This is a genomic window from Streptomyces sp. CB01881, assembly GCF_002953255.1.
In the GTDB taxonomy this organism is placed as follows: domain Bacteria; phylum Actinomycetota; class Actinomycetes; order Streptomycetales; family Streptomycetaceae; genus Kitasatospora.
On the sequence record NZ_CP026498.1, the window covers coordinates 9,525,719 to 9,542,245 of the forward strand.

The 16,527-nt window shown below is 75.1% G+C and carries 1 protein-coding gene and 1 pseudogene; both read right to left on the minus strand.

All coding sequences use genetic code 11. The annotated features are described in order from the left end of the window. On the minus strand, window positions 1–1,291 hold a 1,291-nt coding region (locus C2142_RS40610), incomplete at its 3' end, for a condensation domain-containing protein (RefSeq protein WP_241003304.1). Between the two features lie 52 nt (window positions 1,292–1,343). Further along, window positions 1,344–16,463 (minus strand): annotated as a pseudogene (locus tag C2142_RS41740) (amino acid adenylation domain-containing protein); the annotation flags it as partial. Window positions 16,464–16,527 lie beyond the last annotated feature (64 nt).

A 16,527-nucleotide genomic window follows, 5' to 3' on the forward strand; every position in this document is an offset into this window, starting at 1 on the left:
CGCGATCGGGCATCGCGATGTCCGTCCCCGCACCCAGCCGCGTGTACAACGCGGCCAGGCCGGCCTGCAGCACCATGAACAGACTCGCACCCGAACGCCGCGCCAACTCCACGAGGGAGCCGTGCAGTTCGGGAGTCAGCTCCAGGAGGAGCTGGTCACCCCGGTAGCTCGCGACGGCCGGACGCGGCCGGTCGACGGGCAGCGGGAGCCGCTCCGGAAGGTCGGCCAACTGCTCCTTCCAGTAGCCGAGTTGTTCGGCGAAGCGGCTCTGCGGGTCGGCCGGGTCGCCGAGCAACTCGCGCTGCCACAGGGTGTAGTCGGCGTACTGCACCGGCAGCGCGGCCCACTTCGGCCCGCCGCCCCCGCACCTGGCGGCGTACGCCGCGGCCAGGTCGCGCGCCAGGGGGCCGGTGGACCAGCCGTCGCCGGCGATGTGGTGCATCATCACCAGCAGCAGGTGATCCTCCGGCGCGAGCACGAACAGCTCGGCCCGCAGCGGCGGTTCCGTCGCCAGGTCGAACGGCTGCCGGGCCGCCTCGCCCAGCCGCTGCGCCAGCTCGTCCTCACCGACCTCGGCCGTCCGCACCCGCGGCCGGGCCTCGGCCGGGTCCAGGACCTGCTGGCAGGGCACTCCGTCGACCTCGGGGAACACCGTGCGCAGGCTCTCGTGCCGGGCCGAGACATCGGCCAGCGCCTGCTCCAGCGCCGCCCGGTCCAACGTCCCGGAGAGCCGCAGCGCCAGCGGGATGTTGTAGGTGGCGGAGGCGCCCTCCATCCGGTGCAGGAACCAGAGCCGGCGCTGCGCGAAGGACAGCGGCACGGCCTGCGGCCGCCGCCGGGCGTCCAGGGCGGGCCGGGCCCGGCCCGCCCCGGCGAGCCTCGCCGCCAGGCCCGCCACGGTCGGCGCCTCGAAGAGGGCGCGCAGCCCGACCTCGACGCCGAGCACGGTGCGCACCCGCGCGACCAGGCGGGTGGCGAGCAGCGAGTGCCCGCCGAGGTCGAAGAAGCTGTCGTCCGCGCCGACCTCGGTCACGCCGAGCACCTCGGTGAAGAGTTCGGCGAGCAGCTGCTCCTGCGGGGTCCGCGGCCTGCGGCCGCCGGCGGTGCCACCGCCGGTGAGGTCCGGCACGGGGAGGGCGTGGCGGTCCAGCTTGCCGCTCGGTGTCAGCGGCAGAGCGTCCAGCACGGTGAAGACGGCCGGTACCAGGTACTCGGGCAGCCGGCCGAGCAGGTGGCCGCGCAGCTGCGCCGGGGTGGGTGCGGTGTCCTGACGCGGGACGACGTAGCCGATGAGCCGGTCGTCCTGGGCGAGGACGACGGCCCGGGCGACAGTGCTCGGCCAGGGCCGCCTCGACCTCGCCGGGCTCGACCCGGAAGCCGCGCACCTTCACCTGCTCGTCGGCCCGGCCGACGAACTCCAACTGGCCGTCCGCCCTGGTCCGCACCACGTCCCCGGTGCGGTACATCCTGGCACCCGCCGGGCCGAACGGGCAGGCCACGAACCGCCCGGCCGTCAGGCCCGGCCGGTTCAGGTACCCGCGCGCCAGCCCGGCACCCGCGACGTACAACTCCCCCGGCACACCCGGGGGCACCGGCCGCAACCGCTCGTCCAGCACGTACACCCGGGTGTTCGCGACCGGCCGGCCGATGGGCGGCACGCCGGATCCGGGCACGAGCGGGTCGCTCATCGTCGCGGCCACCGTCGTCTCCGTCGGGCCGTACGCGTTGACCATCCGCCGGCCCGGCGCCCAGCGCGCCACCAGCTCCGGCGGGCACGCCTCCCCCGCCACCACCAGCGTGGCGGCCGCGGGCTCGGCGTCGCCCAGCGCGCCCAGCGCCGAGGGCGGCAGGATCACATGCGTGATGCCGAGGCCGTGGTCGGTCAGCGCCTCCAACGGCGCCTCGGCCGGGGCCAGCACCAGGGTGGCGCCGGTCAGCAGGGCGCTGCAGAGGTCCCAGAACGACGCGTCGAAGCTGGGCGAGGCGAACTGGAGCACCCGACTGCCGGCCCCGACGTCGAGCCGCTCGACCTGGGTGACGACCAGGCTCGCCACACCGCCGTGCCCGACCACGACGCCCTTGGGCCGGCCGGTCGAGCCCGAGGTGTAGATCACGTACGCCGGGTGCCGGGCGTCCAGGGCCACCGCCGGGTCGCCCGCCGGGAAGCCGTCCGCCTCCCGTACCGCCGCGGGGTCGTCGACCACCACGACCGGCGAGGCGTCCGCCAGCATCAGGTCGATCCGCGACTGCGGGTACGCCGGGTCCACCGGCAGGTAGGCGGCCCCGGCCTTCAGCGTGCCGAGGACGGCCACCACCCACTCGACGGACCGCGGCAGTGCCACGGCCACCAGCTGCTCCGGCCTCACTCCGCGCGCGATCAGCGAGTGGGCGAACCGGTTGGCCATGGCGTCGAGTTGATGGTATGTCACTTCCGTGCGGTCGACCGAGACCAGGGCGACGGCCTCCGGCGCCGCGGCCGCCCGCGCCGCGAACATGGCCGGCACGCCGCGCTCCCGGACCTCCCGTGCGGTGTCCTCGGCGCCGGCCAGCAGAGCACGGCGCTCCTCCTCGCCGAGCACGTCGAGCGCGCCGATCGGCTTCCCGGGGTCGGCGGCGGCCTCGGCCAGCAGCCGGACCCAGCGGGTGAACAGCAGCTCGACGGTCCGGCGGTCGAACAGGTCGGTGCTGTACTCGACCATGCCGGTCAGGCCCGCCGGGGTTCCGTCGGGGCGGCGGTTCTCCGCGAGGCTGAAGGTCAGATCGAGCCGTGAGGTCCCGGTCGGGACCGCGAGTCCGGAGACCTCCAGTCCGGGCAGGGCGAAGTCGCCGCCCGGCGCGTTCTGCACGGCCAGCATGGTCTGGAACAGCGGGTGGTAGGCCAGCGAGCGGGACGGGTTCACCACCTCCACCAGGTGCTCGAACGGCACGTCCTGGTGCGCGTAGGCGGCGAGCGCCGTCTCCCGCACCCGGCCCAGCAGTTCGGCGAAGCCCGGATCACCACTGGTGTCCGTGCGCAGCACCAGGGTGTTGACGAAGAACCCGACCAGCTCGTCCAGCGCCTCGTCGGTACGGCCCGCGATCGGGCTCCCGATCGCGATGTCCGTCCCCGCACCCAGCCGCGTGTACAACGCGGCCAGGCCGGCCTGCAGCACCATGAACAGACTCGCACCCGAACGCCGCGCCAACTCCACGAGGGAACCGTGCAGTTCCGCGTCGATGCGGACGTCGAGCCAGTCGCCGGCGTAGGACGCCGCCGCCGGGCGGGGCCGGTCGACCGGCAGCCGCAGCTGCTCGGGCAGTCCGGTCAGCGCCTCGGCCCAGTAGCCGACCTGGCGGGCGAAGACGCTGTCCGCGTCCGACTCCTCACCGAGGATCTCGTGCTGCCACAGCGTGTAGTCGGCGTAACTCACCGGCAGCGCCGCCCAGTCGGGCGTCCCGCCGCTCCTGCGGCTGGTGTACGCGGTGGCGAGGTCGCGCGACAGCGGGCCGAGCGACCAGCCGTCGCCCGCGATGTGGTGCATCACCACCAGCAGCACGTGCTCGTCCGGCGCGATCGCGAACAGCTCGGCGCGCAGGGGCACTTCGGCGGTCAGGTCGAAGCCGCGCACCGCCGCCTCGCGCAGCAGGGCCGGTACCTCCGCCGCACCGGCTGCGCGCACCGTCAGCGGGACGGCCACCTCGGCCGCGTCCATGACCCGCTGGTGCGGGACGCCCGCGGTGTGCGGGAAGACCGTGCGCAGCGTCTCGTGCCGGGCCATCACGTCCGCCAGCGCGGCGCCGAGGGCCTCCCGGTCGAGGTCGCCGGACAGCCGCAGGGCCAGCGGCATGTGGTAGGTGGCGCTCGGCGCCCCGAACTGCTGGAGGAACCAGAGCCGGCGCTGCCCGTAGGAGAGCGGCATGGGCTCGCGGCGCGGCATGGGCAGCAGCGCCTGCCGGGCCGCCCCGGCCTCGGCCAGCCGGACGGCGAGGCCGGCCGGTGTCGGGGTCCGGAACAGGTCGCGCAGCTCCAGCTCGACCCCGAGGGTCGCCCGGACCCGCGACACCAGCCGGGTGGCGAGCAGGGAGTGCCCGCCGAGGTCGAAGAAGTCGTCCTCGACCCCGGCCCGCGGCAGGCCCAGCACCTCGGCGAACAGCTCGCAGAGGATCTGCTCCTGCGGGGTGCGCGGCGCCCGGCCGCTCGTCGTGCCCGTCGGCTCGGGTGCGGGCAGCGCGGCGCGGTCCAGCTTGCCGTTGGGCGTCAGCGGCAGTGCGTCGAGCAGCACGAACGCGGACGGCACCAGGTAGTCGGGCAGCCGGTCGCGCAGGTGCGCCGACAGCGCCGCCGCGGTCGCCCCGCTCCCGGCCAGGGGGACGACGTACGCGACGATCCGGTCCTCGCGGGCGAGTACCGCGACCTGGGCGACGCCCGGGTGCGCGGTCAGCTCGGCCTCGATCTCGCCCGGCTCGACCCGGAACCCGCGCACCTTCACCTGGTGGTCGACCCGGCCGGCGAACTCCAGCTCGCCGTCGGCGCGCCAGCGCACCAGGTCCCCGGTGCGGTACATCTGCGCGCCGGCCGGACCGTACGGGTCGGCGACGAAGCGCCCGGCGGTCAGGCCGGGCCGGTTCAGGTAGCCACGGGCGAGCCCCGCCCCGGCCAGGTACAGCTCGCCCAGCACACCGGGGGCGACCGGCCGCAGCGCCGAATCCAGCACGTACGCCCGGCAGTTGGCGATCGGCCGGCCGATCGGCACCGGCAGCGGGCAGTGCGCCGGGTCGGCCGGCAGCGGGTAGGCGGTGATCACATGGGTCTCGGCGGGACCGTAGTGGTTGTGCAGGACCCGGCCCGGCCGGCGGGCCTGGAAGCGGCGCAGGGCAGAGCCGAGCCGCATCGCCTCGCCGGCCTGGGCGACCAGCCGCAGGTGCGGCAGCTCCAGCCCGGCCTCCTCGGCGGCCTCGGCCAGCGCCTCGACCACCAGGTTGGGCGCGAACAGCTCTCCCACCTCGTGCCGGTCCAGCCAGTGCGCGAACAGCTCGGCGCTGCGGCGCTGCTCCTCGGTCGGCACCACCAGGGTCTTGCCGTACAGCAGCGCGGAGAGCACCTCCTGCACCGAGACGTCGAAGCTGATCGCGGTGAACTGCGCGGTGCGCGTGCCCACTTCGCCGCCGACGGCCCTGTGGTGCCACTCCAGCAGGTTCAGCAGCCCGGCGGCGGGCATCACCACGGCCTTGGGCCGGCCGGTGGAACCGGAGGTGTAGATGACGTACGCCGGGTGCCGCCCGTCCACGGCGACGACGGGATCGGTCTCCGGCTGCTCGTCGGCGGGTGTGACGGCCGCGAGGTCGTCGAGCACGACGGCCGGCCGGGCGTCCTGAAGCATGTACGCGATGCGGGCGGCCGGATAGTCCGGGTCGACCGGCAGGTACGCCGCCCCCGCCTTGAGCACCGCGAGGACGGCGACCACCAGCTCGGCCGAGCGCGGCAGCCGCAGCGCGACGACCTGCTCCGGCCCCACACCGCGCGCGATCAGCGCGTGGGCCAGGCGGTTGGCCCGGCGGTTCAGCTCCCGGTACGTCACCGCGGTGTCCTCGAACACCACCGCCTCGGCCTCCGGGACCGCCCGGACCTGCGCCTCGAACAGCGCCGGCAGCGTGGTGACGGGCACCGGGTGGGCGGTGTCGTTGCGCGCGACCAGCAGCTCGTGCCGCTCCTCGGCGGTGAGGACGTCGACCCGGCTCAGCGGCCGGTCCGGCTCGGCGACCACCGCCGCCAGCAGCCGCAGCCACCGGGCCACCAGCGCCTCCACCGTGGCATGGTCGAACAGGTCGGTGCTGTACTCGACCCGCCCGACGATGCCCCCGGCCGACCCGCCGGCGCCGCCGCGCTCCAGCAGGTGGAAACCGAGGTCGAACATCGCCGTCGGCGTGCGCACCGGCACGATCTCGGCGGCCAGGCCGCTCAGCGCGAACTCGGTGCGGGGCACGTTCTGCAGCGCGAGCAGCACCTGGAACAGCGGCTGGCGGGCGAGCGACCGGGACGGGTTGAGGGCCTCGACGAGGTGCTCGAACGGCAGGTCCTGGTGCGCGTACGCGCCGAGCGCGCCCTCCCGGACCCGGACCAGCAGCTCGGCGAAGGACGGATCGCCGCTCGTGTCCGTACGCAGGACCAGGGTATTGACGAAGAACCCGACCAGGTCGTCCAGCGCCTGGTCCGTCCGGCCGGCGATCAGGCTGCCGACCGGGATGTCCGTGCCCGCGCCGAGCTTGTCCAGCAGCGATGCCAGCGCGGCCTGCAGCACCATGTACACGCTGGCGCCGTGCTCCCGGCCCAGGGCCACCAGCGCGCCGTGCAGCTCCGGGTCCAGGTCGACCGTCAGGTGGCCGCCGCGGTAGGAGGTGGTCGCCGGGCGGGGCCGGTCGGCGGGCAGCCGGATCTGCTCGGGAAGGCCGGCCAGCCGCTCCGTCCAGTAGGCCGACTGCCGGGCGGACGGGCTCGCGGGATCGGCGAGGTCCCCGAGCAGCCGGTCGTGCCACAGGGTGTAGTCGGCGTACTGCACGGGCAGTGGCGCCCACCGCGGCTCCTCGCCCTGGCGGCGCGCCGCGTACGCGGTGGCCAGGTCGGCGGCCAGCGGGCCCAGCGACCAGCCGTCACCGGCGATGTGGTGCACCACCAGGAGCAGCACGTGCTCCTCCGCCGATTGCTCGAACACCTCGGCACGCAGCGGTGGTTCGGCGGCGAGGTCGAATCCGCGCGCCGCGGCCCCGGCCAGCAGGGCGGGCAGCTCCGCCTCATCCACGGGGGTGACCGGCAGCTCAGGCCGCACCTCCCCGGCGGCCAGCACCTGCTGGTACGGCACGCCGTCGACCGCGGGGAAGACCGTGCGCAGGGTCTCGTGCCGGTCGACGACGTCGCCGAGCGCCGCCTCCAGGGCCGCCGGATCCAGCGGCCCGGAGAGCCGCCACGCCAGCGGGATGTTGTAGATCGGCCCGGCGCCCTCCAGCTGGTGCAGGAACCAGAGCCTGCGCTGGGCGGACGACAGCGGGACAAGCTCGGGCCGCTCGGCCCGCTCCAGGGCGAGCCGGGCCCGGCCGGCGCCGCCCAGTCCGGCGGCCAGCCCGGCCACCGTCGGGCTGCGGAACAGGGTGTGCAGCGCCAGTTCCCGGCCCAGGGTCGCGCGGACCCGGGCCACCAGCCGGGTGGCCAGCAGGGAGTGTCCGCCCAGGTCGAAGAAGTCGTCGTCGAGGCCGACCTGCGGCAGGCCCAGCACCTCGGCGAACAGCCCGGCCAGCACCTGCTCCTGGGAGGTGCGCGGCGCCCGGGCGCCCCGCGACACGGTGAACTCGGGCTCGGGCAGGGCGCGCCGGTCGAGCTTGCCGTTGGTGTTCAGCGGCAGGGCGTCGAGGGAGACGAAAGCGGCGGGCACCATGTAGTCCGGCAGCCGCTCGCGCAGGTGCGCCCGCAGCTCCTCCGGCCGCGGCTCCGCCCCGGCGGCGGGCACCAGGTAGGCGACCAGACGGGTGTCCTGCGCCCGGTCCTTCCGAGCGGTCACCGCGACCTGGCCGACCTGCGGGTGTTCGGCGAGCGCGGTCTCGATCTCGCCGAGCTCGATCCGGAAGCCGCGCACCTTGACCTGGTCGTCGGCGCGGCCGACGTACTCCAGCTGACCGTCGGGACGCCGGCGCACCAGGTCCCCGGTGCGGTACATCCTGGCGCCCGCTGGTCCGAACGGACAGGCGACGAACCGTGCGGCGGAGAGCCCGGGCCGGTTCAGGTAGCCGCGGGCCAGGCCCGGGCCGGCGAGGTACAGCTCCCCGGTCACGCCGGGCGCCACCAGGCCCAGCCGCTGGTCCAGCACGTACCCACGGAGCCCGGCGACGGCACGGCCGATCGGCGGCACACCGGAGCCGGGCGTCAGCAGCTCGCTGATCGTCGCGACGACCGTGGTCTCGGTCGGACCGTACGCGTTGATCATCCGCCGTCCCGGCGCCCAGCGCGTCACCAGCTCCGGCGGGCAGGCCTCGCCCGCCACCGCCAGCGTCGGCACGTCCACCGCCTCCGGCGACAGCGCGGCCAGCACCGACGGCGGCACGGTCGCGTGGGTGAGCGCGAGGCCCGGACCGGTCAGCGCCGCGACCGGCTCGGCCGCGGGCGCGAGCACCAGGGTGGCGCCGGTGGACAGGGCGCCGAGGACGTCCCACAGGGAGACGTCGAAGCTGGGCGAGGAGAACTGGAGCACCCGGCTTCCGGCACCGATGCCGAGCCGGTCGGCCTGCGCGGCCACCATGGCCGGCACGCCCGCGTGGCTCACCACCACGCCCTTGGGCCGTCCGGTGGAGCCGGAGGTGTAGATCACGTACGCCGCGTTCCGGGCGTCCACCGCGACGACCGGGTCGGTCTGCGGCCACTCCGGTGCCACGGCCGCCCCGGCGACCGTCGCCGGGTCGTCGACCACCACGCTCGGCCGGGCGTCCTCCAGCATGAAGCTGATCCGCGACTGCGGGTACGCCGGGTCCACGGGCAGGTAGGCGGCGCCCGCCTTCAGCACGCCCAGGACCGCCACGACGAACTCCGCCGACCGCGGCAGCGCGACCGCCACCAGCTGCTCCGGCCCCACGCCGCAGGCGATCAGCGAGTGAGCGAACCGGTTGGCCCGGGCGTTGAGCTGACGATACGTCAGCCGGGTGTCCGTGGAGTCCAGCGCGACGGCCTCCGGAGTGGCCGCCACCTGCGCCGCGAACGCCTCCAGCAGGCTGCCGGTCGCCCCCCTGCCCTCGGCGGCGGGCAGCAGCTCGCGGCGCTCCTCGGCGGACAGCAGGTCGAGACGGCCGAGCCGCCGGCCCGGGTCGGCGACGGCCGCGGTCAGCAGTCGCACCAGGCGCGCGACCATCGTCTCCACGGTGCCCCGGTCGTACAGGTCGCTCGCGAACTGGACGGACGCGTCGATCCCGGCCGGTGATCCGTCCTCGGCCTGCCGCTCGGCCAGCGAGAGGACCAGGTCGAACTTGGACGTGGTGGCACTCAGTTCCAGCTCGGCGACCCGCAGGCCGGGCGGGGCGAACTCGGCCCGGGCGTTGTTCTGCAGCACCAGCATGACCTGGAACAGCGGGTGGTGGGAGAGCGACCGGGACGGGTTGAGGGCCTCGACCAGGTACTCGAACGGCAGGTCCTGGTGCGCGTACCCGGCGAGCGCGGCCTCCCGCACCCGGCCGAGCAGTTCGGTGAAGGTCGGGTCGCCCGAGGTGTCGGTGCGCAGCACCAGGGTGTTCACGAAGAAGCCGACCAGGTCGTCCACGGCCTCGTCGGTCCGCCCGGCGGTGAGGCTGCCGACCGGGACGTCCTCGCCCGCGCCGAGCCTGCTCAGCAGGGCCGCCAGCCCGGCCTGCAGCACCATGAACAGACTGGTGCCGTTGGTGCGGGCGAGCTCGCGCAGACCACGGTGCAGCTCGGCGTCCAGCCCGGCCCGCACGTGGCCGCCCCGGTGCGAGGCGACCGCCGGGCGGGTCCGGTCGGCGGGCAGCTGGATCTGCTCGGGCAGCCCGGCCAGCTGCCGGGTCCAGTAGGCCGCCTGGCCGGCGAACAGGCTGTCGCTGTCGGTGGCCTCGCCGAGCAGTTCGTGCTGCCACAGGGTGTAGTCGGCGTACTGCACCGGCAGCGGCTCCCGCCGCGGCTCCTCGCCCCGGCAGCGGGCCGCGTAGGCCGCGGTGAGGTCGGCGGCCAGCGGGCCGAGCGACCAGCCGTCACCCGCGATGTGGTGGAGCACCAGCAGCAGCACGTGCTCGTCCGGCGCCAGCTCGAACAGCTCGGCGTGCAGCGGGAGTTCGGTCGCCAGGTCGAAGCGGTGGGCCTGCGCCGCCGTGAGCAGCCCGGCGAGCTCGGCCTCGGTGGCCCTGCGGACGGACGGCCCCGGGCGGACCGCCGCGACGTCCAGCACCTGCTGGTACGGCACGCCGTCCACCGTCGGGAACACGGTGCGCAGGCTCTCGTGCCGGGCCACCGTGTCCGTCAGGGCCGCGTTCAGCGCCTCGCGGTCGAGCGGGCCGGACAGCCGCCAAGCCAGCGGGATGTTGTAGTTGCCGCTGGCGCCCTCCAGCTGGTGGAGGAACCACAGCCGGCGCTGCGCGAACGACAGCGGGATCCGCTCGGGCCGCCGGTACGGTGCCAGCGCGGCCTGGGCCGGTCCGGCCGCCACCAGGGCGGCGGCCAGTCCGGCCGGGGTCGGCGCCTCGAACAGGGTGCGCAGCGGCATCTCCACGCCGAGGGTGGCGCGGATCCGGGCGGCCAGGCGGGTGGCGAGCAGGGAGTGTCCGCCCAGGTCGAAGAAGCCGTCCTCGACTCCTGCCGATGCCGTGCCGAGGATCTCGGCGAACAGTTCGCAGAGGATCTGCTCCTGCGGGGTGCGCGGCGCGCGGCCGGTGGCCGCGGGGGCGAGGTCGGGGGCGGGCAGGGCGCGCCGGTCGAGCTTGCCGTTGGTGGTCAGCGGCAGGGCGTCCAGCACGACGAACGCCGATGGCACCATGTGCTGCGGCAGTCGCTCGGCGAGGTGTCCGCGCAGGTCGGCCGGGCTGGGTGCGGTGCCCGGGGCCGGTACCAGGTAGGCGACCAGGCGGGTGTCGTCGGCGCGGTCCTGCCGGGCCAGGACGGCGACCTGGGCGAGGCCGGGGTGCGCGGCCAGGGCCGCCTCGATCTCGCCGAGTTCGATCCGGAAGCCGCGTACCTTCACCTGCTGGTCGGCCCGGCCGACGTAGCGCAGGCCACCGTCGGTGGCGCGGCGCACCACGTCGCCGCTGCGGTACATCCGAAAGCCGGCCGGTCCGAACGGGTCCGCCACGAACCGTCCGGCGGTCAGGGCGGGCCGGTTCAGGTAGCCGCGGGCCAGGCCGGGGCCCGCGACGTACAGTTCGCCCGCGACGCCCGGGGCGACCGGGCGCAGGTGGTCGTCGAGCACGTACGTCCGCAGGTCCGGCAGGGCCGTGCCGATCTGCCCGGCCGCGGTGCCGGAGCGGCCGAGCGCCGCGTACGTGACGTGCACCGTGGTCTCGGTGATGCCGTACATGTTGACCAGCCGCGGCGCGTCCTCCGCGTGCCGCTCGTACCAGTCCGCGAGCCGGGCGTGTTCCAGTGCCTCGCCGCCGAACACCACCGTGCGCAGGGCGAGTTCACGCGGGTGCTCGGCGTCGGCCTGCATCAGCTGGTAGAAGGCGGAGGGCGTCTGGTTGAGCACCGTGACCCGCTCGCGGGCGAGGAGTTCCAGGAGGCGGCCGGGCGAGCGGCTGGTCTCGTGGTCCACGACCACCAGGCGGCCGCCGTGCAGCAGCGCGCCCCACAGCTCCCAGACCGAGAAGTCGAAGGCGTAGGAGTGGAAGAGCGTCCACACGTCGTCGGCGCGGAAGCGGAACAGCTCCCGGGTGGTCTCGAACAGGCGCACCACGTTGCGGTGCGGGACCACGACGCCCTTGGGGTTGCCGGTGGAGCCGGAGGTGTGGATGACGTAGGCGGCGTGGCCGGGATCGACGGTGACCCCCGGGTCCGTGCCCGGCATGCCGTCCAGGTCGACGGCGTCCAGCGGCAGCCGCTCCACCCGGTCCGCGCCCGGCAGGTCCCCGGTCCGGCTCGTCGTCACGAGCAGCGCGGGCCGGGTGTCCTGGAGCAGGTAGGCGATCCGGGCCGCCGGGTACGCCGGGTCCACCGGCACGTACGCGCCGCCGGCCTTGAGCACCGCGAGCACGGCCACGACCAGCTCGGCCGAGCGCGGCAGGGCCAGCGCCACCAGCTGCTCCGGGCCCACGCCCCGGTCGATCAGCGCGTGCGCGAGCCGGTTGGCGCGGACGTTCAACTCGCCGTACGTCAGGGTGGTTTCGCCGTCCGTGAGGGCGGCCGCGGCCGGGTCCGCCCGGACCTGCCGCTCGAACAGCGCGGTCAGGCTGCTCTCCGGCAGTTCCCCGGTCCGGTCGGCCTCGGCCGGCAGCAGCGCGCGGAGCTCCTCGGCGGACAGCACGTCCACCCGGCCGATGCGCCGGCCGGGGTCGGCGACGACCGCCCGCAGCAGCCGTAGCCAGCGCTCGACGATCCCGGCGGCGGTGTCCTCGTCGAACAGGTCGGTGCTGTACTCCAGGACGCCCGACAGCCCTTCGCCGGCCGGTTGTTCGGCCAGGATGAAGGTCAGGTCGCACTTGGCCGTCCCGGTGGGCACCAGGCCGGTCGTCACCCGCAATCCCGGCAGGTCGAACGCGCCGAGCGGCGCGTTCTGCAGCGCCAGCATGGTCTGGAACAGCGGGTGGTGGGCCAGCGTCCGGGTCGGGTTCAGCGCCTCCACCAGGTGCTCGAACGGCACGTCCTGGTGCGCGTACGCGGCCAGCGCGTCGGAGCGCACCCGGCCCAGCAGCTCGGTGAAGGTCGGGTCGCCGGACAGGTCGGTGCGCAGCACCAGGGTGTTGACGAAGAAGCCGACCAGGTCGTCCACGGCCTCGTCGGTGCGCCCGGCGATCGGGGTGCCGATCGGGACGTCGCTGCCCGCACCGAGCTTGCCCAGCAGGGCGGCCAGCCCGGCCTGCAGCACCATGAAGAGGCTGGCGCCGCCGTCGCGGGCGAGCGCGCGCAGGCCCCGGTGCAGCTCGGCGTCGATCCGCACCGGGACCTGGGCGCCCCGGTAGGACATCGCGGCCGGCCGGGGCCGGTCGAAGGGCAGCTCGACCTGCTCCGGGAGGTTCGCCAACTCCTGGGACCAGTAGGCGAGTTGGCCGTTCAGCAGGCTGTCCGGGTCCGCGTCGTCGCCCAGCAGCTCCTGCTGCCAGAGGCTGTAGTCGGCGTACTGGACGGGCAGTTGCGCCCACTCGGGCTTCCCGCCGGCCGCGCGGGCCGCGTACGCGGTGGTGAGGTCCCGGGAGAGCGGGGCCATCGACCAGCCGTCACCGGCGATGTGGTGGACCACCAGCAGCAGTACGTGCTCGTCGGCGGCCGTCTCGAACAGCTCGGCGCGCAGCGGCGGTTCCACCGCGAGGTCGAAGCCGTACCGGGCCGCCTCGGCCAGCCGGTCCGGCAGCGCGTCGGGGCCGGTCTCGGTCACCCGCAGCCGGGGCTGGGCCTCGTCGGGGTCCAGCACCCGCTGGCAGGGCACGCCGTCGACGGCGGGGAAGACGGTGCGCAGGCTCTCGTGCCGCTCGACCACGTCCGCCAGGGCCTGTTCCAGCGCCCTGCGGTCCAGGCCGCCCGACAGCCGCAGCTCCACCGGCATGTTGTAGGTGGCGCTCGGGCCGTCCATCCGGTGCAGGAACCAGAGCCGGCGTTGCGCGTGGGACAGCGGCACCGTCTCGGTGCGCTCGCGCCGCACCAGGGCCGGGCGGGCCCGGCCCGCGACGTCCACCGCCGCGGCCAGCTCCGCCACGGTCGGCGCGTCGAACAGGTCGCCCAGCCTCAGCTCCACGCCGAGGGCCGACCGGGCCCGGGAGACCAGCCGGGTGGCCAGCAGGGAGTGCCCGCCCAGGTCGAAGAAGCTGTCGTCCAGCCCGGGCTCGGACACGCCGAGGACCTCGGCGAACAACCCGGCGAGCAGGTGCTCGGTCGCGGTGCGCGGGGCGCGGCCCGGTGCGGCGGTCTGCCGGTCGGGCGCGGGGAGGGCGCGCCGGTCGAGCTTGCCGTTCGGGGTCAGCGGCATGGCGTCCAGCGCCACGAAGGCCGACGGCACCATGTACTCCGGCAGCCGCTCCCGCAGCCGGGCCCGCAGCGCCTCCGGCCGGACGGTCTGCCCGGCCGCGGGGACGGCGTAGGCGACCAGCCGGGGCTCCTCCTCGGTGCGCACCGTGACGGCGGCCCGCGCGACCTCCGGCTGTTCGGCGAGGACGGCCTCGATCTCGCCGAGCTCCACCCGGAAGCCGCGGATCTTGACCTGGTCGTCCGTGCGCCCGAGGAACTCCAGGTTCCCCTCCACGTCCCACCGCACCAGGTCGCCGGTGCGGTACATCCTTGAGCCTCCCGGCCCGAACGGGTCCGCCACGAACCGCCCGGCGGTCAGACCCGGCCGGTTCAGGTAGCCGCGGGCCAGGCCCGCACCCGCGATGTACAGCTCACCCGGCGCACCGGCCGGCAGCGGCCGCAGGGCGCCGTCGAGCACGTACAACCGCGCGTTGGTCACCGGCCGGCCGATGACCGGCCGCGGGCTCGAACCCATGGACGCGACCACCGAGTTGACGGTGCACTCGGACGGTCCGTAGAAGTTGAGGCAGGACACCCCCTCGGCCGCCCGCAGCTGCTCCCACAGCTGCTCGGGGACGGCCTCGCCGCCCGCCGCGACCAGCGCCGGGCGTCGCTGCGGATCGTCCAGCAGCCCGTGGGCGACCAGCACGTGGAGGTAGGAGGGGGTGGCCTCGACGAAGTCCAGCCCGCAGCGCGCGGCGTAACCGACGAAGGCGTCCGGGTCGGTCCAGGTCGCATGGTCCAGGACGTGCAGCTCGTGGCCCGCGAACAGGGCGAGCAGCTGGTTCCAGGAGGCGTCGAACGACACCGAGGTGGTCAGGGCCACCCGCAGCCGCCGCCGCTGCCCGAGCAGCGGCGGGAGGTGCACCTCCCGGTGGTCGGTGAGCAGGTTGAGCAGGCCGCCGTGGGTCGGTGCCACGCCCTTGGGCCGGCCGGTGGAACCGGAGGTGTAGATGACGTACGCCGGGTGGCGCGGGTCGACGGCCACCATCGGGTCGGCCGCCGGGCCCGCCGCCACCCGGGCGGCCGTCTCCGGGTCGTCGAGCACCAACCGGTCGACGGGCCCGGCCTCGGGCAACCGGTCCCCGCTCCGGGAGTCGGTCACCACCAGCGCCGGGCGGGCGTCGTCGAGCAGGTACGCGATCCGGGCGGCCGGGTACTCCGGGTCGACCGGGACGTACGCCGCGCCGGTCTTCAGCACCGCCAGGACCGCCACCACCAGCTCGGCCGACCTCGGCAGGGCCACCGCCACCAGCCGCTCCGGCCCCGCACCCCGGGCGATCAGGGCGTGCGCCAGCCGGTTCGCCCGCGCGTCCAGCTCGGCGTAGGTCAGCGAGACGTCCCCGCACACCAGCGCCACGAGATCCGGAGTGGTCCGCACGTGCTCCCGGAACAGCTCCGGCAGGCTCGCGGCCGGGACCTCCGCCGCCGGTCCCGTGCCGACGGCCGCCACCTCGCGGTGCTCCCCGGCCGTGAGCAGGTCGATCCGGCCCACCACCTCGTCCGGGTCGCAGTCCGCAACCGTGTCCAGCAGGGCGAGCAGCCGCTGCTGGTGCGCGGCGAGATCGTCGTCGCCGTACGCCTCCGGGGAGCCGTGCAGCCTGAGCTGCGGAGGGTTGCCGTCGCGGTAGTCGAACACCCAGACGGCGAGGTCGGTGGTCGACCCGGACACGAAGTGGTGCACGGAGGCGGGGTGCCCGGCGAAGGTCGGCCTGGAGTTGAAGGCCATGATGTTGACGATCAGCGGGAACGCCGTCCCGATGCCACCGGGCGCGCCGAGGTCGCGCAGCAGGTCCTCGCTGCGGTAGCGCTCGTGCGCGACGGCCGCGTCGACCTCCCGCGCGACCTGGGAGACGAGCTCGCGCCACGGCATGTCCGGGCGCACGGTCAGCCGCAGCGGCACCACGTTGGACATCGTGCCCGGTACCGACATCAGGTCCCGGTCGGCGAAGCGGCGGGCGGTGACGGGCATGGCGAGCACCACGTCCTGCGTGCCGCTCAGCCGGTGCGCGTAGAGCGCCGCCGCCGCGATCACCAGCCGGGACCACCGGACACCGGCCCGGACGGCCGCCGCCCGCAACGCCTCCGGGCGCCGCAGTTCCCGCTCCCCGGCCAGGCGCAGGGCGCGGTGCGGGTCGGTCGCGGAGGCGTCGGTGAGACGGGTCGGGGCGGGCAGGTCGGCGAAGCGCTCGGTCCAGTAGGAGCGGTCGGCGGTGAAGTGGGCGGACGCGCGGTAGGCGGCGTCGCTGTCGACGAGGTCCCGCAGCGAGCCGAACGGGGACGGCGGCACGGCGCCGCCTTCGGCCAGTGCCGAGTACACGTCGCCGACCCGCTGCCGGACCATGGAGCTGCTGATCGCGTCCAGCACCAGGTGGTGGTAGTTCAGGTACCAGAGGAACTCCGTCGGCGACAGCCGGATCAGCGCGTGGCCGAACAGCGGATCACGGGCGAGGTCCAGCGGGCGCGTCAGATCCCGCTCCATCCACGCCATGGCCGCCGCACGGGGTGCGGGCTCCCCACTGAGGTCGAGGTGCGCCGGTGCCCAGTCCCAGTCCCCGCGGAGGACCTGACACGGGCCCTCGCCGTCGTCGACGAAGCTCACGTGCAGGGCGTCGACCTCGTCGACCACGCGGCGCAGCGCGGTCTCGAACAGTTCCGGGTCCACCGGCCCGTGGATCTCCAGGCACTCGCCGACGCGGTAGCCCGGGATCGGCGTCCGGGAGCGCTGCTCGGCCAGCCAGATCTCACGCTGGGCCGCCGTCAGGGGAAGGACGTCACCGTCGCGACGGGACATGGGGGTACCTCCGAAAGTGTGGGCAGGCGTCGTCGCAGGCGCGCCGGACCGCGCCGGACCGCGG